Genomic DNA, 22,819 nt, shown 5'->3' with positions numbered 1-22,819 from the left:
CGATCGCCCGGTCACCTTGGTGTCCCGGGCGCACGGCAGGGGCTTCGATGCCCCCGCGGGTTATCGCGCTGATCACGGTGCAAGGCTATCGCCCTCGCCACGGGTGCCGTCATGGGCCACGGGTGTACAAAACCACCGGCCGAACTTAGACCTTCTGGACAACACCTCAGGGCCGCGGAGAGGGTAGGCGGCCCCCGGCCTCACCCCGCTATGCCGCCCGCCGCCACCTCGACCGCCTCGGCGAGGGTGTCCACCACCGGCACCCCGGCGGCCTCCAGACTCCCGCGACTGTGCGAGCCGCCCGTGTAGAGCACCGCCGACGCGCCCGCCTCCAGCGCGGCCACCGCGTCGTCGACCGAATCACCGATCACGACCGTACGGCCCGGCTCCACACCCTCCAGCGCCGCCAGGTGCCGCACCATGTGCGCGCTCTTGCTGCCGCCGGTCGGCCCGGTCAGCCCGTCCACCCGCACGAACCGCGACTCGATACCGAAGCCGCGCACGAGGGGCACCAGCTGGTCGTGGCCGTACATACTCAGGATCGACTGGCTGCGCCCTGCCGCCTGCCACCCCTCCAGCAGCGCGTCCACGCCCTCGGCGAGACCGCAGCCGACGCGGTGTTCGGTGTAGTGGCGGTGGAAGACCTCGTCCATCATCAGCCACTCGGCGTCCGTCGGCAGCCGGCCCATCAGCCGCTCGTAGAACCGCGGCACGGGCACGCAGTACAGCTCCCGATACCGCTCCAGGGTGATCGGCTGGAGACCGATCTCCGCGAAGGCGGAGTTCGTCGCCCCGATGACGGCGTCGATGTCATGGAACAGCGTGCCGTTCCAGTCCCACACGATGTGCGTCGCGCCCGCCGCGCCCGCCGTCCCCGTCGAGTCCGCCGTGTGACGCGCTTCTGCCGGGTCTGTCGCCATGCGGTCCCCCAGATGCTTCCCCATGCGCTTGCCGGTACCCGTACCCGTGCGCTTGCCCATGAAGAAAAAGTACCCGCACCCACTGACAACGCGGCAGTCCGGCCGACGCCGCCGCCCGCCGCCCGCCGCGCAGCGATCAGGCGATCAGGCGATCAGCTGGGGGATCTCCTGCACCCCGAACCACATCAGGTCGTGGTCCTCGGCACCGTCCACCGTGAACTGCGCGTCGTCGTCGCCCTGGTCGGCGGCGCCGAGCGCCGCTGCGGCCGCCGCGACATCCGCCTCCGCGTCCCCCGCGTCCACATGCACCGCGGCCGCCTTCGCCAGCAGCACCGGACCCGCGACCCGCACCTCGCCCAGCGCCGACTCGTCGAGCCCGCGGTCCGGATCCGCCACCGCGGCGCCGTCCGGCACCTCCAGGGCCACCACGACGCGGCGCCGCGCGATCTGCGGATGCCCGGCGAGCATCCGCAGTGAGGCCTGGGCCGCGCGGTTCAGCGCCGCGTACTCCAGCTCCTCGATGTCGTCCGAGACGTACCACTCGCGCAGCGCGGGGGTGACGGCGTAGGCGTCCAGCGCGCCGGGGCCCAGCTCGCCGCTCTTGTGCGCCTCTGCGAGACCGGAAAGGGTCAGGGGGACATAGACGCGCATGGCAGTCGCTCTCGCTCAATTCGCTCGACTCTGAAGAATGCCCAGCCAGCATACGGGCGTGAGTCCCCCATCGTGGCGCCCCCGCCGCGTCCGTGCCACCCGTCCCGGCCGCACGCTCCACGCCCGTTCCGCGGCCGTATCGCGGGCCCGTGACACGGACGGGTGAACTCCGCACCCCCGCCGCGCAGGCCCCGCAGCGCCTTGCTGCGGCGTCCGCCGCGCCGATAGAAGGTCTCCACCGAAACTACCGCCCGGTAACCGCCGGGCGGGCCGGCACCACCACGGGGGGACTCCGATGACCGACACCACAACCAGCTCCACGACCAGCCCGACGAGCACCCCGACCAACACCCCGACCAGCAGCAAGCCGCTCCGCACGACCGGCACCGGCCCCGGCACCCCGTCCGCCGCACCGGCCGGCACCACCGCGCTCCCGACGGTCCCCCGCCAGACCCGCCAGACCCGTACGAGCCGCCCCGCAGGCCCCGCCGGTTCCGGCCCCGGACGCGGCCCCGGCACAGGCACCGGCACCAGCACCGGACCCACCCGCAGCACCCCCGGCCGTCGGCTCCCGCGCGGCGCCGCCGGCGCCCCGCTCCCGACCGTCGGCGCACAGCGCCGCGCCCACGAACAGCGGCCGCACCACTGGTTCGCCCAGCAGCTGCTGCTCACCCTCAGCGGACAGCGCCCCGTGCACGCCCTGCTGGGGCACGCCCTCCCGGTCGCGTACGACCGGCTGGCCGAACTCGCCCCGCAGGCCCCGCTGCGGCCCGCCATCGGGCCCGGCCGCCGGATGCCCGCCCCCACCGTGCGCGACTGCGGGCTGTGCCGGCCGCGCAGCGGCGTCATCGAGGCCTTCGCCCGGATCGCGACCGGCGAACGGCTGCGGGCCCTGGCCTTCCGGCTGGAGCTCGGGGCCGACTCCCGCTGGCGCTGCGCCGCCCTCGACATCGGCCCTGCCCCCTGGCGGACGGCGTGAGCCGACGCGTGCCCGCCGCACACCTGCCGCGGCAACGACGAGGGGCGCCCCCGCCGATGACCGGCCGGAGCGCCCCTCGCGCGCGTTCTCACCCTCGGCGGCCGCATCTCCGCCGCCGAGGGCCGCACTCACTTCTTGCGGCGACGCCCGCCACTCTTCTGGGCCTTGCGGCGCTCGGCGCGGGTCAGGCCGTCCGACTCGGAACGGGCCGGCTCACCGTCCTCGTCGTTGGCGAAGTCACCCTCGATGACACCGCCCTCGCCGTCGACCGTCGGCGCGGAGAAGTGCAGCCGGTCCGGCCGCTGCGGCGCCTCCAGGCCCTTGGCATGGATCTCCGGGCGGCCCGTGCCGGCCGGCACGGCGTCCTGCGCGTCCTTGTCCAGCGAGGTCTTGTCGGCCTGCACCGGCACCTCCTCGACCTGCTGCTCGACCTGGACCTCCAGGTTGAACAGGTAGCCGACGGACTCCTCCTTGATGCCCTCCATCATGGCGGTGAACATGTCGAAGCCCTCGCGCTGGTACTCGACCAGCGGGTCCTTCTGCGCCATCGCCCGCAGGCCGATGCCCTCCTGGAGGTAGTCCATCTCGTAGAGGTGCTCACGCCACTTGCGGTCCAGGACGGACAGCACGACGCGGCGCTCCAGCTCACGCATGATGTCCGAGCCGAGCTGCTCCTCGCGGGCGGCGTACTGCTCGTGGATGTCGTCCTTGATGGCGTCCGCGATGAAGTCGGAGGTGATGCCCGCGCGGTCGCCGGCCTCCTCCTCCAGCTCCTCGGTGGTCACCTTGACCGGGTAGAGCTGCTTGAACGCGCCCCACAGGCGGTCCAGGTCCCACTCCTCGGCGAAGCCCTCGACGGTCTCCGCCTGGATGTAGGCGTCGATGGTGTCGTCCATGAAGTGCGTGACCTGGTCCTGCAGGTCCTCGCCCTTGAGGACGCGACGCCGTTCGCCGTAGATGACCTCACGCTGGCGGTTGAGGACCTCGTCGTACTTCAGGACGTTCTTACGCGTCTCGAAGTTCTGCTGCTCGACCTGCGACTGGGCGGACGCGATGGCCCGCGTCACCATCTTGTTCTCGATCGGGACGTCATCGGGGACGTTGGCCATCGCCATCACCCGCTCGACCATCTGCGCCTTGAACAGCCGCATCAGGTCGTCGCCCAGGGAGAGGTAGAAACGGGACTCGCCGGGGTCGCCCTGACGGCCGGAACGGCCGCGCAGCTGGTTGTCGATACGGCGCGATTCATGCCGCTCGGTGCCCAGGACGTAGAGCCCGCCGAGGCTCTTGACCTCTTCGAACTCGGCCTTGACGGCGGCCTCGGCGCGCTCCAGAGCGGCGGGCAGCGCCGCCGCCCACTCCTCGACGTGCTCCACCGGGTCCATGCCGCGCTGGCGCAGCTCCGCCTCGGCGAGGTCGTCGGGGTTGCCGCCGAGCTTGATGTCCGTACCACGGCCGGCCATGTTCGTCGCGACGGTCACGGCGCCCTTGCGGCCGGCCTGCGCGATGATCGGCGCCTCACGGTCATGCTGCTTGGCGTTGAGCACCTCGTGGGTGACGCCGCGCTTGTTGAGCTGCTGCGAGAGGTACTCGGACTTCTCGACCGAGGTGGTGCCGACCAGGATCGGCTGGCCCTTCCCGTGCTTCTCGACGATGTCCTCGACGACCGCGTCGAACTTCGCCGGCTCGGTGCGGTAGATCAGGTCGGCCTGGTCCATCCGCACCATGGGGCGGTTCGTCGGGATCGGGACGACGCCCAGCTTGTAGATCTGGTGGAACTCGGCGGCCTCGGTCATGGCCGTACCGGTCATGCCGGAGAGCTTGTCGTAGAGGCGGAAGAAGTTCTGGAGGGTGATCGTGGCGAGCGTCTGGTTCTCGTCCTTGATCTCCACCCCCTCCTTCGCCTCGATGGCCTGGTGCATGCCCTCGTTGTAGCGGCGGCCCGCGAGGATACGGCCGGTGTGCTCGTCGACGATCATGACTTCGCCGTCGATGACGACGTAGTCCTTGTCGTTCTTGAACAGCTCCTTGGCCTTGATGGCGTTGTTGAGGTAGCCGACCAGCGGGGTGTTCACCGACTCGTAGAGGTTGTCGATGCCCAGCCAGTCCTCGACCTTGCTGACGCCGGACTCGTGGATGCCGACCGTGCGCTTCTTCTCGTCGACGTCGTAGTCGCCGGTCTCCTCGATGCCGCGCTGCGGGTTGGCGGCCTCGCCCTTCTTCAGGCGGCGCACCAACTTGGCGAAGTCGCCGTACCACTTGGTGGCGGAGTCCGCCGGGCCGGAGATGATCAGCGGCGTACGGGCCTCGTCGACGAGGATCGAGTCGACCTCGTCGACCACCGCGAAGTTGTGGCCCCGCTGGACGAGTTCGTCCTGCGACCACGCCATGTTGTCGCGCAGGTAGTCGAAGCCGAACTCGTTGTTCGTGCCGTAGGTGATATCGCAGTTGTACTGCTCACGGCGCTGGGCCGGCGTCATGTCGGCGAGGATGCAACCGACCGTCAGACCCAGGAATTTGTGGATCCGGCCCATCATCTCCGAGTCACGCTCGGCCAGATAGTCGTTGACCGTGATCAGGTGGACGCCCTTGCCGGACAGCGCGTTGAGATACGTCGGGAGGGTACCGACGAGGGTCTTGCCCTCACCGGTCTTCATCTCGGCGACATAGCCCAGGTGAAGAGCCGCGCCACCCATCAGCTGGACGTCGTAGGGGCGCTGGCCGAGGACACGCCGGCTGGCCTCACGGACCGTGGCGAACGCCTCGGGGAGCAGATCATCGAGGGTCTCGCCGTCCGCGAACCGCTCTTTGTACTCATCGGTGAGCGCCCGCAGCTCGGCGTCGGAGAGGGCAGCGAAGTCCTCTTCGATGGAGTTGACCTGGCCCGCGATGCGGTGCAGTTTGCGCAGGATCTTTCCTTCGCCTGCACGCATGAGCTTGTTGAAGACGGACACTTGGGCTGGTCTCCTTGCCGGTCGGGCCTGCACGGTCGGGTGCGCGGGCGCGGCATTTTTCCAAGGGGGCAGGCCCCGCCGCAACGGCCATCGTAAGGGAGGACGCAGCTCGGCCGGGAGGTCCGCCGCCGCGAAGGCCGGTATCCCCTCCCCACGTGAACGCATGAGCCCACGAGAAGGTGCCGGGAATCACCGCGAAATCCGTTCGCGGCGCCTTCCGCGGCGCCGCAGACTCCTCCCATGGAGCCTGTCACCCTGACCAGCGAGCGCCTCATTCTGCGCCCCTTCGCCCCTGAGGACACGGCCGCCGTCCACGCCGCCTGCCAGGAACCCGACATCCCGCGCTGGACGAATGTGCCCTCACCGTACGGCCTCCGGGACGCGCGGCATTTCATCGGCACCGTCGTCCCGGAGGGCTGGCGTGACGACACGGCCTACAGCTTCGCCGTCCTCACCCGGGACGGCAGCACGCTGGTCGGGGCCATGGGCCTGGTCCGCCTCGACCGGCTGCACACCGCCGAGCGGCAGGCCGAGCTGGGCTTCTGGACCGCGAAGCAGCAGCGCGGCAAGGGGTACACGGCGGAGGCGGCCCGCGCCGTGGCGCGCTGGGCGTTCCGTGACCTGGGTGTGGAGCGTCTGGAGTGGATCGCGGAGGCCGGCAACGAGGGCTCCCGGGCCGTCGCCCGCAAGGTCGGCTTCCACCTGGAGGGCACCCTGCGCGCCAAGCTGCTGCACGACGGCACCCGCCGGGACGCCTGGATCGGCTCCCTGCTCCCCTATGACCTGCATGAATACGGCGAGAAGGGGGCGAAGTCCGAGGCCGGGGACGGCGAGCCGTCCGGGGCCGGGGCCGATCCGACGCCGTATCTGCCTTACCCCCGCTGAGACCACGCCGAGGCCGCCCCACCGGGGCGGCGGCTCACCCGGGCCCCGTTGTCAGTGCCCACCCCTACGCTGTGCCGCATGACCGCAGTGACGCAGCCGCAGCCCGTGACCACCCTGTCGCAGGACGACGCCCGGCGCCTGGCGCTGCGGGCGCAGGGCCTGCTGGGCGCCCCGGACCGCCGGTCCGGAGTGCGCGGGGTGCTCCGACACCTCGGCGCGGTGCAGCTGGACACGATCTCGGTGCTGGCCCGCTCCCATGAGCTCGTGCCGTACGCGCGGCTCGGCGCGGTCGGCCGCCCGGCCGTCGAGGCCGCCTATTGGCACACGCCCACCGCCGGCTCCCCCGCGGCGGCACCCCACAGCTTCGAATACTGGTCGCACGCCGCCTGCATCCTGCCCATCGAGGAGTGGCCGCTTTTCGCGTTCCGCCGCCGCGCCTACCGCTCCCGCCCCCACTGGCACCACGACATGCCGCAGGCCGCGTACGACGCCGTGATCGACCGCCTCACCGCGGACGGCCCGCTGACCGCGACGGAGCTGGGCGGCGCCAAGAACGGCGGCCTGTGGTGGGACTGGAGCGACGCCAAGATCGCCGTGGAGCGTGCGCTGATGTATGGCGAGGTGGTCTGCACCCGGCGCCGTGGCTGGAAGCGGGTGTACGACCTCGCCGAGCGCGCCGTCCCGGGGTCACTGCTGACGGAAGACCTCGACGACGCGGAATGCCTGCGCCGCCTGGTAGCCCAGGCCGGTGCCGCGATGGGCGTCGCCACCCGGGCCGACCTCGCCGACTACCACCGCCTCAAGGGCGAGCAGGTCGACGGCGTCCTCGCGGACTCGGGCCTGGTCCCGGTCGAGGTGGAGGGCTGGGACAAGCCCGCCTGGGCCGATCCGGACGCGCTGGCCACCCCGCCCCGGGGCCGGCACCGCACCACCCTGCTCTCGCCCTTCGACTCCCTGATCTGGGACCGCCCGCGCACCGAACGGATCTTCGGCTTCACCCACCGCCTGGAGGCCTACGTCCCCCGCCCCAAGCGGATCCACGGCTATTTCGCGATGCCCCTGCTCGCCGGCGGCCGGCTGGTCGGCCGCGTGGACCCGGGACGCGACGGGAGCACCCTCGTCGCCCGCCAGGTCTCAGTGCAGGGTCCCAAGGCCGTCGGTCCCATGGCCCAGGCCCTCCATGAGGCCGCGGGCTGGGTCGGCTGCGATTCCGTACGCCTCGAACGCTGCGACGACGCGCGCCTGGCGGCCGCCCTGCGCAGTGAACTCGCCCACCAGGGCGGCTGAACGCCCCGGCCGGTCCCCCGCCGCCTCAGCGGATTTCGAGGATCTTCTCCCGCATCGCGTAGACCACCGCCTCCATCCGGGAGTGCAGCTGCAGCTTCTCCAGGATGTTGCGGACGTGGTTCTTCACGGTGTTCTCGGAGATGAAGAGTTCCTTGGCGATATCGCGGTTGTTCATGCCGGTGGCGACGAGCTTGAGGACCTCCAGCTCGCGGTCGGTGAGCCGCGGCGCGGGCACCAGGCGGCGCTCGTCGGTGCGCTGGATCATCGACTTGAACTCCGTCAGGAGCTTGGACGCCATCGACGGGCTGATCTGCGACTGGCCGTCGGCGACGGCACGGATCGCGGTCGCCACCTCGTCGGTGGAGATCTCCTTGAGGAGGTAACCGGTGGCGCCGGCCTTGATCGCGTCGTAGAGATCGGCCTCTTCGTCGCTGATCGTCAGCATGATGATCTTCGCACTGGGGGCCACCTCCTTGAGGGAGGTACAGGCCTCGATGCCGCCGCGCTTGGGCATCCGTACATCCATCAGGACGATGTCCGGCAGCAGATCGGCGGCCTTGTCGACCGCCTCCGCGCCGTCCCCGGCCTCGCCGACGACCTGGATGTCCTCTTCCTGGGCCAGCACGATCTCCAGGCCCCGCCGGAAGAGCGCGTGGTCGTCCACCACCAGGACCCGGATCGGCTCCTTGCGCGGCACGCTCTCTGCCGTATCCGCGTCGCCGTCCCCGACAGCACTTCCGTGGCCGTCCGCGTGGTCATGCACGGGCCCGAAGCTGTCCCCCATTGTCCCTCCCCGTCAACTGCCCGGCCGCGAGGCCGAGCTTGGATATAAGGCTGGTTGACTGCAGCCTTCTGCGGCCGGCCCGATCAATGCCATACGACCGTCTCCCCGGCATGTCGCCGTTTCGTGCCCACATAGTCCCTGGCTGGCACAAACACTATACGGCTTCAACTCCTGGCCTCCGCAGGCACGATGGTGCCCCCGGCACAAGCCGGGGGCACCGGGCCGGTAAGGGTCAGCCGCCGAGCGCGCCGCCTGCGCCGCCGGGCTCTTCCTCCCCGAACGAGTCAGGGTTCAAGTGGATGACGCCGTAGTCGTATCCGTGCCGCCGGTAGACGACACTCGGCTGCTTGGTCTCGGCGTCGACGAAGAGGTAGAAGTCGTGTCCGACCAACTCCATCTCGTAGAGCGCCTGGTCGAGCGCCATCGGCGCCGCCGCGTGCGTCTTCTCGCGGACGATCAGGGGACCTTCACCCTGCACATCCAGCGAACCCATCTTGGTGGTCGGCACCTTCGGCTCGGCCGGGCGCTCGGCGGCGAGTTCGCCATTGGTGTTCAGCAGTGCGGCGTCGGGGACGCTGCCGGCGACGTCGCTCGCCGGGATGCGGCCGTTGCCGCGACGTGAGTGGCGCTTGTCGTGCTGCTTCCGCAGGCGCGCCTCCAGCTTGGCGGTTGCCAGGTCGAGCGCGGCATAGGGGTCGGCTGCGGCCGCCTCGGCCCGGACCACCGGGCCACGGGAGCGGAGAGTGATCTCCACCCGGTCGGAACGGTCGGCCTGCCGCGGGTTGGGCTCCTTGGACACCTCGACGTCCAGGCTGATCACCTTGCCGTCGAGCTTCTGGACTTTGTCCAGCTTCAGCTTCTCGGCCACGTGCTTGCGGAACCGCTCGGGCACCTCGGTCTTGCGGCCCTTGACGACGATGTCCACGCAGAACTCCGTTCCCGGATCACCCCGCTCAGCGGGCGGGGCAATTCCTTCTTGCACCAGGCTCCGGTGGTTGCCGGAGCCTCGGACTTGGCGACTTTCACCTCCTCCTCCCCCGAGGACAGGCACTCCACTCCAACGTTTTCAGGGTCGCCTCAAATGCCCCTAAACGCAGCCATCACGACATCCGAGGCAAAGCGTCCGCCAAGTCCTCACAACCGAACATAGCTCTCCTGGACGGGTGTCGGCACCCCCTCGGCGCCTCTGGCTCCGTTTGGGTGACATTTGCCCCTCACAACCTGCAACGATGAATTTTCTTGTTCAGTTCCGGACCCCGTTCCAGTTGATTTCGAAAGCATTCCGCGGCGCTGCCACCACAGCGGCCCCTGCCACCCGGCCCCCGCCGGCCACCACCGCCCGGGCCGCCTCCGCGAGAGTGGCCCCCGTCGTCACCAGGTCGTCCACCAGCACCACTGAGGCCCCCGCCAGCAGCCTCCCGGCCCCTCCCCGCACCTCCTGGGCACCCGCCACATTCGCCAGCCGCTGCGGGGCGCTCAGGCCCGCCTGGTCGGCCACCGCGCGCCGCTGCCGCAGCACCGCGCACACCCGGACGACGCCCCCTGCCCGCCGCAGCTCGGCCGCCGCGGCCAGCGCGATTCTGCGGACCGGATCATGGCCCCGGCCGGCCACCGCTCTTCGGGCCGACGGCACCGGCACCAGCAGCAACGGCCCTCCCGCGGCCCGCAGCCCCCGCACCGCCCCGGCCAGCACCGAGCCCAGCGGCCCGGCCAGCCGCATGGCGCCCCGCTCCTTGTGCGCGAGCAGCACCGCCCGCACCTCGTCGGCGTACGGCGCACCGGCCCACACCCGGGGCAGCCCCGCGGGCACCGGCACCGGCCGCACCCGGCGCGCACCGCGCCCGTCCCGCGACAGCGCCGTCCGGCACGTCACGCACAGCTCCGTACGCGGCCGGCCGCATCCCGCGCAGTCGACCGGCAACACCAGACCCGCCAGCTCCCGCCATACCCCCTGCATGACTCCACTGTCCCGCCGCCCGGCCCGGCCCACCACCCCTGTGGAAAACCACCCACCGGAGCTGTGGACAACGCGGACCGGAAACCGGAAGCAGGACGGAGCGCGGGGGCGGGGCGGCATCGGGGCCGGCCGGCCTGCCTCACCCCGGATAGACGGGCGCCGAGCCTTCCTTCGCGACGGTCTTCCAGTTCGCGTCCGGAGGCAGCCGCACGATCCCCTCCGTCGCATCGGCGATCAACGGCCGGGTCTCGTCCTCCGAGGCCGCGACCGCCTTGACGCCGTTGACTCCCGGCAGGGTCTGCGCGTTGGACGCCGAACCGTCGGTCTCCATGAACTGCATCTGCTGAACGCCGCCGGACTCCCGGCCGACGACCACCAGCCGGCTGCCGCCCGCCCAGGAAGCCGCCACCACGTCCTCCAATTGCGGCGCGATGGGCCGCAGCTCCTTCACCGAGAGCACCGGATGCTCCGCGGAGCCGCTGCGTTCGACCCGCCCCAACTGGAGCGTCGTACGCCCCTTGTCCTCGACCAGCATGGCGATGCGGATGCCGTCCGCGGCCACCCGGATCGCGGTGATCCGCCGCTTGCCGAGCCCCGGCACCGCGACCTCTTGGGGGTCGCCCTTGCCCTCCCGCAGCCGGAGCAGCCGCGAGCCCCGCGCATCGCCGTCCGCGATCCACAGGTCACCCAGGCCGTCCCAGCTCGGCGCGGTCAGCCCGTCGTTGGCGTGCTTGCCGCCATGGGAGCTGGTCAGCAGCGGATCGCCGCGTTCCGCACCGTCCTGCAGGCCCGCCGCATACAGCGACCGTCCGTCGCTCGACACACCTGCCGCGGTGTCCTCGCCGCGCGAGATGGCGACCGACCGCAGCGGCGTCGCGCCCGTGCCGAACGGTCCGTGCACCGGCGTCGGTTCGGTGGCGTGGTCCGACATGGAGACGACCCGGTGGTCGCCGTCGATGAAGTACTCGCCGGCGGAGCGCCCGGCACGCCGGGTCGGGGCGAAGTCGCGGTCGGCCTGCTCCTGGGTCAGCGCGCACAGCGAGTTCTCGCTGCCGTCCTGCAGCTCCACCTGGCTGATCTTCGACGCCCGCGTCATGTCCTGCACGGTGTAGAAGACTTGGGCGGCCATCTGCTTGCACTGGGCCATGTCCGTACTGGCCGCCTGCTTGCTGAGCTTGACCCGTAGCGCGTTGGAGTCGTCCAGCGACAGATCACGGGAGGCGAGCCGGGTGCCACGCGGGAACGCCGAAGTCGTCACCTCGTCCAGCCAGTTGGTGGGGCCGGAGAGCAGCGCCTCCACACTGGCCGTGATCGGCTCTATTCGCTGGCGTAGGTAGACGGGGTCGGCGACGAGGACGTCGCGGCCGGACCTGGGCTGCTCGGACTCCGAGTAGGAAGCGAAGTAGTACTTGTTGACGGAGCGGTAGATGCGCTGGAAGTCCGACTGCCCCAGCACCAGTCCGTTGGGCAGCCGGTCGATGCGCCACTGATCGCCCTCCTTGATCAGGTGGATCGTCTGGCGGTACGGCTTCTCCTGGGGCGTGTAGGCGTGGTTGCTGTCCACCGTCGCCACCTGGCTGCCGGACAGGGTGACGGTGTAGCCGCCGGAGTCCTCACGGCTGGGCTGCGCCTTCGGCTCGGGCTTCGGCCGCTCCTGCAGCACGTTGGTGGCCAGGAAGGGCTGCCACGTCCGCTTCGCCGATTTGGCCAGATACTGGCTGGCCGTACGGAAGTCCGCCTCGTCGCTGGTCGTCGCGTCGAGGAAACTGCGGACGATGTTGGTCGGCTGCGCGCCGTCCTGCGGCGGGACGCCATAGACCCGCACCTGCGACTCCCCCTCGGCGCGCGGCGACTGGTCGACAGCCTTGACGTCGCCGTTGTCCGGCATCGACGCGCACCCGGCCAGCAGCAGCGCCGCACAGCCGAGCAGCGCGAACGCCCGCCCGGCCCAGGGCGTCCCGGGCAGCACGCCGCGCACCTGCGCACGGTACGCCGTACGCACTCCGCGCTCCCCTCCGCGGTCAGTGTCCACGCGTCCTGCCTTCCTGCTCCACGCCCCGTCCGGCTCCCTGCTCCACACCGTCGGCCGGCGCACACTCGTCGGCCGGCTCGTCCTCGTCGGTGCGCACGCTTGCGCCGCGCGCCGTCTCCTCGCTCCGTACGCCCCCGGTCTGCGGCACCACACGGGCGCCGTTGCCGGGCATCGCTGCCGGGTCGGCGGACGGCCGGTCCGCGGCACGCGGCTCCGCGGCCCGTGGCTGGACCGGGATCGTCGAGGCCTTGGCGCCCGTCGCGGCGCGCGGCAGGCCCGCCTCGTCCAGGCCGCGGTGGCGCCGCGAATCGTCCGGCTCCAGGGGTATCGGCGAGCCGCGCAGCGGCTCGCCCTCCGTACGCGGCAGCGTCAGCCGGAACTGCGATCCGCCGCCCGGCTCGCCCCAGGCCTGCAGCCAGCCGCCGTGCAGCCGGGCGTCCTCGACGGCGATGGACAGGCCGAGGCCCGTACCGCCGGTCGTACGCGCCCGCGCCGGGTCCGCGCGCCAGAAGCGGTTGAAGACGCGGCTCGCCTCACCGGGCTTGAGCCCGACGCCGTAGTCGCGCACCGCCACGGCCACCGCCCCGCCGCTCCGGCCGCCCGCGGACGCCAGCTTCACCACGACATCGCGGCCCTCGCCGTGTTCCACGGCGTTGACGACGAGGTTGCGCAGTACACGCTCCACCCTGCGGGCGTCGGCCTCGGCGATCACCGGCTGCTCACCGCCGCGCACCACGATGCGGGTGCCCTTCGCCTCGGCCAGCGGCTCGGCGCCCTCGATGACGCGGTGCACGACATCGCGCAGATCTATCGGCTCGGCCTCCAGCGCGGCGGCGCCCGCATCGAACCGGCTGATCTCCAGCAGCTCGGCGAGCAGCGACTCGAACCGGTCGAGCTGCCCGCGCAGCAGCTCGGCGGAGCGCGCGGTGGCGGGATCGAAGTCCTCCCGCCCCTCGTGGATGACGTCGGCCGCCATCCGTACGGTCGTCAGCGGCGTACGCAGCTCGTGCGAGACGTCGGAGACGAACCGGCGCTGCATCCGGGACAGCTCCTCCAGCTGCTGGATCTTGCTCTGGAGGTTCTGCGCCATCTTGTTGAAGGACTCGCCGAGGCGGGCGATGTCGTCCTCGCCGGTGACCTTCATCCGCTCCTGGAGGATGCCCGCGGCCAGCCGCTCGGAGATCCCCGCCGCCATCCGTACGGGCGTCACGACCTGCCGGACCACCAGCCAGGCGATCGCGCCGAGCAGGATCACGACGAAGACGCCGGCCGTCGCGAGGGTCCCCGTCACCAGCTTCAGCGACTCCGCTTCCTGGCTGAACGGGAAGAGGTAGTAGAGCTGGTACTGATTGCTGTTCACGTCGTTCAGCCGCTTGCCGATGATGAGCGCGGGCACGCCGTCATCGGAGCCGATGCGCTTGATCTCGGTGTACTGGCGAAACGTCCCGGCCTTGGCGTCGAGCTTGCGCCGCAGGTCGGCGGGGACGCTGCGCTCGGGATCGACGTCCCCGGAGGCGCGGGGCCCCCGGGTGCCGCGGCTGGAGTCGCCGAAGGGTTCCTCGGAGTCCGAGCTGAGCGCGACGACGGAGAACACGCCCTGCCCGCCACTGGCGAGCTGCTCGACGAGGCTGGTCAGCCAGGTCGCGGAGTCCTGATTGCCGCGATTCCCGGTGCGGGCGCCCTCATCGGGCCGGGTGCCGTCGGCGTCAGCGCCGTCGGCCAGCTTCTGGGCGACGCCGAAGCCGCCCACGGCCTGGCTCTGGGCTGCCTGCGCCTTGGCGGTGAGCAGGCCGTTACGGACCTGTCCGACGACCACGACGCCGAGCAGCAGCACCACGGCGAGCGACATCAGCAGGGTGGTCGCGACCACCCTGAGCTGGATATTGCGCCGCCACAGCCGCAGTGCGGGCAGCAGCGGGCGCCGCACCCAGCGGCTGAAGAGCCGCAGCAGCGGATGGACCGGTCCGCTCACCGCCCCGTCGGGAAGCAGCTGGCCGCCACGCAGCAGCCAAGCAGACAACTTTCCCGAAAAGGACATTTCGCCCGCCGGACCGACGGTGCGCCCCCGCTTTACCTCCGGGGTCGAACCGTCCCGGCTCATCTCAGCTCGGCCCGGCCTTGTAGCCGACCCCGCGCACGGTCACCACGATCTCCGGCCGCTCCGGGTCCCGCTCGACCTTGGAGCGCAGCCGCTGCACATGGACATTGACCAGCCGGGTGTCGGCGGCATGCCGATAGCCCCAGACCTGCTCCAGCAGCACCTCACGCGTGAACACCTGCCACGGCTTGCGCGCCAGCGCCACCAGCAGATCGAACTCCAGCGGGGTCAGCGCTATCGACTGGCCCTCACGCTTCACCGAGTGGCCCGCGACATCGATGACCAGGTCACCGATAGAGAGCTGCTCGGGCGCCGGCTCCTCCGAGCGCCGCAGACGGGCCCTGATCCGGGCCACCAGCTCCTTGGGCTTGAACGGCTTGACGATGTAGTCGTCCGCGCCCGATTCGAGCCCGACCACCACATCCACCGTGTCGCTCTTGGCGGTCAGCATGACGATCGGCACCCCGGACTCGGCCCGGATCAGCCTGCTCACCTCGATGCCGTCCCGTCCGGGCAGCATCAGATCGAGCAGGACAAGATCAGGCTTGGTCTCGCGGAACGCGGCAAGCGCCTTGTCACCGTCCGACACAAACGACGGTTCAAAGCCTTCGCCACGCAGCACGATGCCAAGCATCTCTGCCAGTGCGGTGTCGTCGTCGACGACCAGGACGCGTCCCTTCATTCAGCCATCATCCCATTACCTGATCGTGACTTACTCCAACGTGACGTGGAACACACTTCGGCAAGCCCCTCCCGGGTCACCGGCGACACCACCCCGGCCTCCGTCACGATCGCCGTCACCAGCTCCGGCGGAGTGACGTCGAAGGCCGGGTTGTAGGCCTGCGCGCCCAACGGAGCCACCGGCGTCCCACCGCCACCCTCGGCTCCGGCACCCTGCCCGAACGGCAAAGAGAACTCCGTCACCTCATGGCCCGGCCGCTGCTCCACTTCGATGTCCGCGCCCGCCTCGGTCTCCAGATCGACCGTGCTGGTCGGCGCCACCACCACGAACGGAACGTGGTGATAACGCGCCAGCACCGCCAGCGGGTAGCTGCCGACCTTGTTGGCGACCGCCCCGTCCGCAGCTATCCGGTCGGCGCCGATCAGCACCGCGTCCACCTCACCCGCGGCGAACAGCGACCCCGCCGCCCCGTCCGCCAGCACCGTGTACGCCATCCCGGCACGCGCCGCCTCGTACGCGGTCAGCCGCGCCCCCTGCAGCAGCGGGCGCGTCTCGTCCACCCACAGGCGCCGCAGCTCACCGGCCCGGTGCGCGGCGAGCGCCACCGCCAGGGCGGTGCCCTCGCCACCGGACACCAACGCACCGGTATTGCAATGCGTGAGAATCCGGTGACCACCCCCGGGCAGCAGCTCTGCCAGCAGCCCCAGCCCGTGCTCCGCCATCCCCTTGCTGGCCTCGACGTCCTCCGCGTGCACGGCACGCGCCTCGGCCAGCGCGGCCGCGGCAGCCCCGTCCGGACCGGCCCCGCCGGCCAGCGCCGCGCGATAGGCGGCCGCCGCACGCCGTACGCCGTACGCCAGATTGACCGCGGTCGGCCGGGCATGCGCCAGCGTCTCCGCCGCATCGTCCACATCGAACCCGCGGGCCGCCGCCAGCGCGACTCCGTACGCACCCGCGATCCCGAGCAACGGCGCCCCCCGTACGGCCAGCGTCCGGATCGCCTGCACCAGCGCCGGCACGTCCGTGCAGACCAGCTCGGCCTCCTCGGCGGGCAGCCGGGTCTGATCAAGGAGGACCACAACCGGCCCCTCAGGCAGCTCCTCCCAACGCAACGACGGGACTGCGGGCGCCACGGCACCCGCCTCAGATACCTCGTACCGATCGTCCATTCGCTCAGTCTGCCGCCGACAGCGCCTCGAACAGAAGGTCCCCTGTCTCTCAGGGCACGGGTACACCGCGTCACGCGCCATGACACGATGACTGCCACCGCGGACCCTGGACCCCGGCCGCCCCGGCGGACGGGCCTCAAGAAGGAGCGACGATGAACAACTCTCCGGGCTGGGCCTCGCCCGGATCCGCCCCCTCTGACGAGCCGGACCGCGGCACTCAGGAACCGCCCGCCCCACGGCCTGCCCCGGAAGACGGCCCGGCCTCCGCCGAGCAGCCGTCCCCGCCGAACTGGTCGAAGGAACAGCCGCCCGCCGGACAGTGGTCGGCTCCCGCCGGCATCCCCGGCCAGAGCGGCCCGGGTGGCCGGCGCGGCCCCGGCAGTGACCGCGCCCGAGCCGGCTCGGGCCCCGGCCAGGGCGGCTGGGGCTCCCCTCCGGGCCCCGGCAATCAGGCGCCTTGGGGCGGCGGCTGGTCCCCCACGCCACCGGCGGCCAAGCCCGGCGTCATCCCGCTGCGCCCGCTCGGCGTCGGCGAGATCCTCGACGGCGCGGTCTCCACGATGCGCGCCCACTGGCGTACCGTGCTGGGCATCTCCCTGATCGTGGCCGTCGTCTCGCAGGCCGCGATCACGGTCGTCACCGGACTGTGGTTCCAGGGAAGCGACCGTGCACCCTCTCTGGAGGCGAACCCCGGGCCCGCGCTGGTCGAGTTCATGCGCGACATCGGCAACTCCCTCCTCGGCAGCGCCATCACCTCGCTGATCGGGCTGCTCGCCACCTTGGTCGCCACCGGGCTCCTCACCATGATCGTCAGCCGCGCCGTCCTGGGCCGCTCGGTGACCACCGCCGATGCCTGGCGGGACGCCCGCGGCCAACTCCCGCGCCTGCTCGGCCTGCTCGTACTGCTCCCGCTGCTCATCACGGCGGTGATCGCGGTCTGCCTGGCACCCGGCATCCTCGCGTCCGTCCTGGGCACCCTGGATCTGGGCCTGATCCTCAGCCTGTTCGGCGGCCTGGCCGCCATCGTCCTGAGCATCTGGCTGATGGTTCGCTTCAGCCTCTCCTCGCCCGCGCTGATGCTGGAGAAGCAGGGCGTCATCGCCTCCATGCGACGCTCCGCCAAGCTCGTGCGGGGCTCCTGGTGGCGGGTTCTGGGCGTCCAGCTCCTGGCCTACCTGCTGATCGCCATCGTCGAGTTCATCGTCCAGATCCCCGCCACGATCATCGCCTTCCTCATCGGCGGCGAGAACATCATGGACTGGGCGAACGGCACCGACGGCTCCACCGGCTGGACGTTCCTGACCGTGCTGGGCATCGGCGCCGTCATCAGCTCCACCCTCACCATCCCGGTCAGCGCCGGCGTCACCGCGCTTCTCTACATGGACCAGCGCATCCGCCGCGAGGCCCTCGACCTCGAACTCGCCCGCGCCGCAGGCCTCCCCGGCTACGGCCCGCAGGCGCCCACCGCGCCCGCCTCCCCTGTCCCGACTCCCGAAGACGGGCCACAGCCGCCCTCTCTGGACAAGCCGACCACCGTCCCGCCGGCCGCCAACGCTCCGGCCACCGGAGACCCGGGCGCCGCCGGCAGCGCCGCGGACCGCCCGGAGTCCGCCACCGGCCAGTCGGCCGGAAAGGACACCGCCGGTACGGAGGACAGCGGCTCGGACACCACCGGTCCGGCCACCTCCGGCACCACGCCGCCCCCGGTGGACGCCGCCGACCCCACGTCCACCGCGCCCGACAGCCCCGACGCCCCGGCGGACGGCCCCGAGCGGCGACCCGGCGATTCCGCACCCGGAAGCTGATGCGGTGACCATGAGGGGGATCACCACCGCATTCGGACAGCTCATAGCCGGCTCCGGCGACGACATACCTGTGTCGACTCCACGCGGCCCCGCCCGCGAGGCGGCTGAGCGGGAGCTGTCCGATCCGCGGTACCACCAGCACGACCCCAACCCGATCCAGCGGGCCCTGAACTGGTTCTGGGAGCGCGTCGGCGAGCTGCTCGACACAGCCTCCGGCACCACACCGGGCGGCTGGATCGGGCTCCTCGCCATCGCCGTCTTCGTTCTCCTGCTCCTCGTCGCCCTCCGGATGCGACTGGGAGCCGTACGCCGCACCCCGACCACCGGCGGCGCGCTCTTCACCGACACCCCCCGCACTGCTGCCGAGCATCGCTCCGCCGCCGAAGCACACGCCACCGCCGCCCGCTGGAGCCAGGCAGTCCAGGACCGCATGCGCGCGATCGTCCTCGCCCTCGAAGAACGCGCACTGCTCACCCCCGGCCCCGGCCGCACCGCCGGCGAAGCCGCCAACGAAGCCGGCCTGGTGCTTCCCGCACACGCCGACCGTCTCCGCACCGCGGCCCGCACCTTCGACGACGTCACATACGGCGGACGCACCGGCACGCAACGGGAGTACGCCCGCCTGAGCACCCTCGACACCGATCTGCAGCAAGCCAAGCCCCAGTTGGACAACACCCCGACCGGGAGCCGCGGATGAGCACGACCACCACGGACACCTCATCCCTGTCCCCCGGCGCCCGTCGCCTGTGGACTCGCTCGCGTGGACTGCTCCTCGCGCTGCTCCTGCTCGTCATCAGCGGGGTGGTGCTCGCCGCCCTGCAGTCCGGAGAACAACACGGCCGGCTCGACCCTCGCTCGGCAGACCGCTCGGGAAGCCGTGCACTCGCCCGCCTCCTCGGCGCCCACGGCGTCACCACTCAAGTGGTGACCACTTCCGAGGCGGCCGCCGCGGGCGCAGGCCCCGACAGCACCCTCCTCGTGACCGACCCCGACATGCTGAGCGACCGACAGCTGGCCAATCTGCGCACCGCGACCGCGCACACCCCGGGCCGCACCGTCCTCCTCGCACCCGGCCCCACCACGCTGGACACCCTCGCTCTCGGCGTCCGGGCAAAGAGCCCGGCCGACACCTCGCCCCGTCCTCCCGCCTGCACCTTCCCCGCGGCCCGCCGCGCCGGCGACGCCCTCCTCGGCGGCCTGCGCTACGAGACCTCCGGCACCACCGCCGATCGCTGCTACCCGAGCGGTGACCTGCCCACCCTGCTGCGCATACCGGCCCCCGCCACCGGGCGCGACACCGTACTCCTCGGCTCCTCCGACCTCTTCCACAACCAGCACCTCGCCGAGCGCGGCAACGCGTCGCTGGCCCTTCAACTCCTCGGTGAACACAAGCATCTGGTCTGGTACCTCCCCTCCCTCAGCGACCCGACGTCCGCCCCGGACGACAAGCGCGGCTTCCTCGACCTCATCCCCTCCGGCTGGAGCTGGGGCCTGCTCCAGCTCGGCTTCGCTGCCGTCTTCGCAGCCTTCTGGCGTGCCCGCCGACTGGGCCCGCTGGTGCCCGAACGACTCCCGGTGCCCGTCCCGGCCACCGAAACCACCGAGGGACACGCACGCCTCTACGAGCAGGCCAACGCCCGCGACCGGGCCTCGGCCGTCCTGCGCTCCGCGACCCGCACCCGGCTCGCGCCCCTCATCGGAGTGCCGACCGCACACGCCCACACTCCCGAAGTCCTTCTCCCGGCCGTGCACGCCCACCTGAGCGCCACACCCGGCACCGGATCCGGCCTGGACGCCCTGCTCTTCGGCCCGCCGCCCACGGACGACAAGGCCCTGGTCCGCCTGGCCGACCAACTCGACGAACTCGAAACCTCGATCGTTTCCCAGGACGCGGTCGTTTCCCCAGAGAGGCACGCCCCCCGTGAGCACCCCGACAGCTGACAGCGCCCGAGCCTCACTCGAGGCTCTGCGTACCGAGATCGCCAAGGCCGTCGTAGGCCAGGACCCCGCCGTCACCGGCGTCGTCGTCGCCCTGCTCTGCCGCGGGCACGTGCTCCTCGAAGGCGTCCCCGGCGTCGCCAAGACTCTGCTCGTCCGCGCCCTGTCAGCCACCCTCGAACTCGACACCAAGCGCGTCCAGTTCACCCCTGACCTGATGCCGAGCGACGTCACCGGCTCCCTGGTCTACGACTCCCGCAACGCCGAATTCTCCTTCCAGCCCGGCCCTGTCTTCACCAACCTCCTGCTTGCCGACGAGATCAACCGCACGCCTCCCAAGACCCAGGCGTCGCTGCTCGAAGCAATGGAGGAGCGCCAGGTCACTGTCGACGGCACCCCCCGACCGCTCCCCGAGCCGTTCCTCGTCGCCGCTACTCAGAACCCCGTGGAATACGAGGGCACCTATCCGCTCCCCGAGGCTCAGCTCGACCGATTCCTGCTGAAGCTGACGGTCCCGCTGCCGGCCCGCCACGACGAGATCGACATCCTCACCCGCCATGCCGACGGTTTCAGCCCACGCGACCTCCGTGCCGCAGGACTCCGCCCCGTAGCCTCCGCCGCCGATCTCGAAGCCGCCCGAGCCGCGGTCGCCAAGACCACCGTCTCCCCCGAGGTCACCGGCTACATCGTCGATATCTGCCGTGCCACCCGCGATTCCCCCTCGCTCTCCCTGGGCGTCTCACCCCGAGGCGCCACTGCCCTGCTCTCCACCTCCCGCGCCTGGGCCTGGCTCACCGGTCGCGACTACGTCACCCCCGACGACGTCAAAGCCCTCGCGCTCCCCACACTCCGGCACCGAATCCAGCTCCGCCCCGAGGCGGAGATGGAGGGAGTCACCGCAGACTCCGTCATCAACGCTGTCCTCGCCCACCTCCCCGTACCCCGCTGAGAAGACCCCGTGGCCCTCACCGGACGCACAGCCCTCGCCTCCGCACTCGGAGCCCTGCTTGTCGGCTTCGCCCTGCCCAGCTGGCTCGGCATCCTCATCGTTCAACTCGCCCTGCTGATAGCAATCTTGTGCGACCTCGCGCTCGCCGCGCCAGTGCGAAAGCTCCATTTCACCCGAACCGGTGACACAAGCGTTCGACTAACAGGCGAAGCCCACACGCACCTCACTGTCACCAATCCGAGCCGCCGCATCCTCCGCGCCAGGATCCGGGACGCCTGGCCCCCCAGCTCCTTCCGCCCCGGCTCGGACTTCCCCATGTCCCGCCACAGCGTGCGCATCCCCGGCGCCGAACGCCGACGTCTCACGACCACGTTGCACCCCACCCGACGCGGCGACCACCACGCCGTACGCGTCACCGTCCGCTCCTACGGCCCACTCGGCCTCGCAGCCCGGCAGGGCAGTCACCACGTCCCCTGGACCCTCCGCGTCCTGCCCCCCTTCACCAGTCGCAAGCACCTCCCCGCCAAGCTCGCCCGGCTCCGCGAACTCGACGGCCGCACCAGCATCTTGACCCGCGGCGAAGGCACCGAATTCGACAGCCTCCGCGACTACACCCCTGGCGACGACACCCGCTCCATCGACTGGCGCGCCACAGCCCGCCGGCAAACCCTCGCCGTCCGCACCTGGCGCCCCGAACGCGACCGCCGCATCCTGCTGGTCCTCGAAACCGGCCGCACCTCCGCCGGCCGCGTCGGCGACATCCCCCGCCTCGACGCCTCGATGGACGCCGCCCTCCTCCTCGCCGCACTCGCCGCCCGCGCCGGCGACCGCGTGGATCTGCTCGCCTACGACCGGCGCATACGGGCCTCCGTGCAGGGCCGCTCCGCGCGCGACCTGCTCCCGGCCTTGACCGATGCCCTCGCCCCGCTAGAACCTGAACTCGTAGAAGCGGACGCCCGCGGCCTGGCCGCCACGATCCACCGGCGCACTCCGCGCCGCTCCCTTATCGTGCTCTTCACCGGCCTCGACACGGCACCGGTGGAGGAGGCCTTGCTCCCGCTCCTTCCCGGTCTCACCCGGCGCAACGAGCTCATCGTCGCCGCTGTCGCCGACCCCCGCATCGAAAAGCTGGCCGCCGGCCGCCACACTCCGCAGGCCGTCTACGCCGCAGCAGCAGCCGAACAGGCCCGCGCCGCACGCAGGCGGACGGCGGACCGTCTCCGCCAACACGGCATCACCGTCATCGACTCCACGCCCTCCCGCCTGGCCCCCGATCTGGCCGACGCCTACCTCACCCTCAAATCAGCCGGCCGCCTCTGACGAGGCCCCTCCCCCACGTACCAGAGAGCCCCGGGCGTCGAGCCAGTCACGACGCCCGGGGCTCTTCTCTGTCCTGCCTGTCGCCTAACCAGACCCGCGCCTTCCCCGCTCACCAGCCCTAAGATGTGCGAGATTCGGTCCCGGGCCCACCACGCCAAAGCCAGCTCAATCACGAACACCTGCGTGCTGCTGCCCCACGGCTCACCCCACACCACCTCACAGCGAACGCGCCGGGACTGTCAGCTCGAGAGAGGCCCCTCCGATTCCACACCCGGAATTACGAAGGGGAATGGGTGGGGAACGCGAAACTGTCGGGGAACGCGAAAAAGCCCCGTCGGGAACCCTAAGGCTCCCAACGGGGCAATCTCACAATAATTGTTCGGCGGCGTCCTACTCTCCCACAGGGTCC

At 71.3% G+C, this 22,819-nt stretch carries 18 protein-coding genes; 8 read left to right on the top strand and 10 right to left on the bottom strand.

Translation table 11 applies throughout. The features are described 5' to 3' along the window. Positions 1–200: 200 nt before the first annotated feature. Together ACIRQ7_RS27260 and ACIRQ7_RS27255 are read right to left on the bottom strand one after the other, a co-directional pair. Positions 201–920, bottom strand: coding sequence for an HAD family hydrolase (locus ACIRQ7_RS27260; protein ID WP_404265619.1), 720 nt, complete (start codon positions 918–920; stop codon positions 201–203). 144 nt (positions 921–1,064) lie between these two features. Next, complete coding sequence (locus tag ACIRQ7_RS27255; protein WP_401469352.1) at positions 1,065–1,571, bottom strand: DUF6912 family protein; 507 nt, start codon at positions 1,569–1,571, stop codon at positions 1,065–1,067. 295 nt (positions 1,572–1,866) lie between these two features. Between ACIRQ7_RS27255 and ACIRQ7_RS27250 the strand changes: the two genes are divergently transcribed. Further along, the gene (locus ACIRQ7_RS27250; protein WP_404265318.1) at positions 1,867–2,550 is read left to right on the top strand and encodes an Rv3235 family protein; all 684 of its coding nucleotides are present in this window, start codon (positions 1,867–1,869) and stop codon (positions 2,548–2,550) included. Positions 2,551–2,678: 128 nt separating this feature from the next. On the opposite strand, the gene secA is transcribed toward ACIRQ7_RS27250, so the two are convergent. After that, positions 2,679–5,504: a preprotein translocase subunit SecA gene (secA, locus tag ACIRQ7_RS27245; RefSeq protein WP_401469346.1), complete on the bottom strand. Its 2,826-nt coding sequence runs from the start codon at positions 5,502–5,504 to the stop codon at positions 2,679–2,681. Between the two features lie 240 nt (positions 5,505–5,744). On the opposite strand from secA, the gene ACIRQ7_RS27240 reads away from it, so the two are divergent. Further along, complete coding sequence (locus ACIRQ7_RS27240) at positions 5,745–6,389, top strand: GNAT family N-acetyltransferase (protein WP_404265317.1); 645 nt, start codon at positions 5,745–5,747, stop codon at positions 6,387–6,389. 78 nt (positions 6,390–6,467) lie between these two features. Beyond that, positions 6,468–7,676 (top strand): winged helix-turn-helix domain-containing protein, encoded by a 1,209-nt coding sequence (locus ACIRQ7_RS27235; protein WP_404265316.1) that lies wholly within the window; start codon positions 6,468–6,470, stop codon positions 7,674–7,676. A gap of 25 nt (positions 7,677–7,701) precedes the next feature. Here ACIRQ7_RS27235 and ACIRQ7_RS27230 read toward each other — a convergent pair whose 3' ends face one another. The 7 genes from ACIRQ7_RS27230 to mtnA form a co-directional block, all read right to left on the bottom strand. Beyond that, positions 7,702–8,460, bottom strand: a complete 759-nt coding sequence (locus ACIRQ7_RS27230) for a response regulator (RefSeq protein WP_404265315.1) — start codon at positions 8,458–8,460, stop codon at positions 7,702–7,704. 232 nt (positions 8,461–8,692) lie between these two features. Further along, a complete protein-coding gene (hpf, locus tag ACIRQ7_RS27225; RefSeq protein ID WP_404265314.1) occupies positions 8,693–9,385 on the bottom strand; it encodes a ribosome hibernation-promoting factor, HPF/YfiA family in 693 nt (230 codons plus the stop codon). Positions 9,386–9,703: 318 nt separating this feature from the next. After that, positions 9,704–10,417 (bottom strand): ComF family protein, encoded by a 714-nt coding sequence (locus ACIRQ7_RS27220; protein WP_404265313.1) that lies wholly within the window; start codon positions 10,415–10,417, stop codon positions 9,704–9,706. Positions 10,418–10,556: 139 nt separating this feature from the next. Further along, complete coding sequence (locus ACIRQ7_RS27215; protein ID WP_404265618.1) at positions 10,557–12,395, bottom strand: LpqB family beta-propeller domain-containing protein; 1,839 nt, start codon at positions 12,393–12,395, stop codon at positions 10,557–10,559. A gap of 43 nt (positions 12,396–12,438) precedes the next feature. After that, a complete protein-coding gene (gene mtrB, locus ACIRQ7_RS27210) occupies positions 12,439–14,550 on the bottom strand; it encodes an MtrAB system histidine kinase MtrB (protein WP_404265312.1) in 2,112 nt (703 codons plus the stop codon). Between the two features lies 1 nt (position 14,551). Continuing rightward, positions 14,552–15,229, bottom strand: a complete 678-nt coding sequence (gene mtrA, locus ACIRQ7_RS27205) for a two-component system response regulator MtrA (protein ID WP_401469321.1) — start codon at positions 15,227–15,229, stop codon at positions 14,552–14,554. Then, a complete protein-coding gene (gene mtnA, locus ACIRQ7_RS27200; RefSeq protein WP_404265311.1) occupies positions 15,226–16,398 on the bottom strand; it encodes an S-methyl-5-thioribose-1-phosphate isomerase in 1,173 nt (390 codons plus the stop codon). Before mtnA ends, mtrA begins: the two co-directional genes overlap by 4 nt. Positions 16,399–16,550: 152 nt before the next feature. Between mtnA and ACIRQ7_RS27195 the strand changes: the two genes are divergently transcribed. The 5 genes from ACIRQ7_RS27195 to ACIRQ7_RS27175 are packed head-to-tail and all read left to right on the top strand — an operon-like array spanning position 16,551 to position 22,410. Further along, complete coding sequence (locus ACIRQ7_RS27195; RefSeq protein WP_404265310.1) at positions 16,551–18,203, top strand: hypothetical protein; 1,653 nt, start codon at positions 16,551–16,553, stop codon at positions 18,201–18,203. A gap of 10 nt (positions 18,204–18,213) precedes the next feature. Then, a complete protein-coding gene (locus ACIRQ7_RS27190) occupies positions 18,214–18,900 on the top strand; it encodes a DUF4129 domain-containing protein (RefSeq protein ID WP_404265617.1) in 687 nt (228 codons plus the stop codon). Then, positions 18,897–20,144, top strand: a complete 1,248-nt coding sequence (locus ACIRQ7_RS27185) for a DUF4350 domain-containing protein (RefSeq protein ID WP_404265309.1) — start codon at positions 18,897–18,899, stop codon at positions 20,142–20,144. The genes ACIRQ7_RS27190 and ACIRQ7_RS27185 overlap by 4 nt, the downstream gene beginning before the upstream one ends. Next, positions 20,125–21,090, top strand: a complete 966-nt coding sequence (locus ACIRQ7_RS27180) for an AAA family ATPase (protein ID WP_404265308.1) — start codon at positions 20,125–20,127, stop codon at positions 21,088–21,090. The genes ACIRQ7_RS27185 and ACIRQ7_RS27180 overlap by 20 nt, the downstream gene beginning before the upstream one ends. A gap of 9 nt (positions 21,091–21,099) precedes the next feature. Continuing rightward, entirely contained in the window at positions 21,100–22,410 is a 1,311-nt protein-coding gene (locus ACIRQ7_RS27175; RefSeq protein ID WP_404265307.1) for a DUF58 domain-containing protein, read from the top strand. The last annotated feature ends 409 nt before the right edge of the window (positions 22,411–22,819 follow it).

This window comes from Streptomyces sp. NPDC101393 (genome assembly GCF_044767385.1).
Classification (GTDB): domain Bacteria; phylum Actinomycetota; class Actinomycetes; order Streptomycetales; family Streptomycetaceae; genus Streptomyces.
This window is presented reverse-complemented; position numbering and strand designations above follow the sequence as displayed.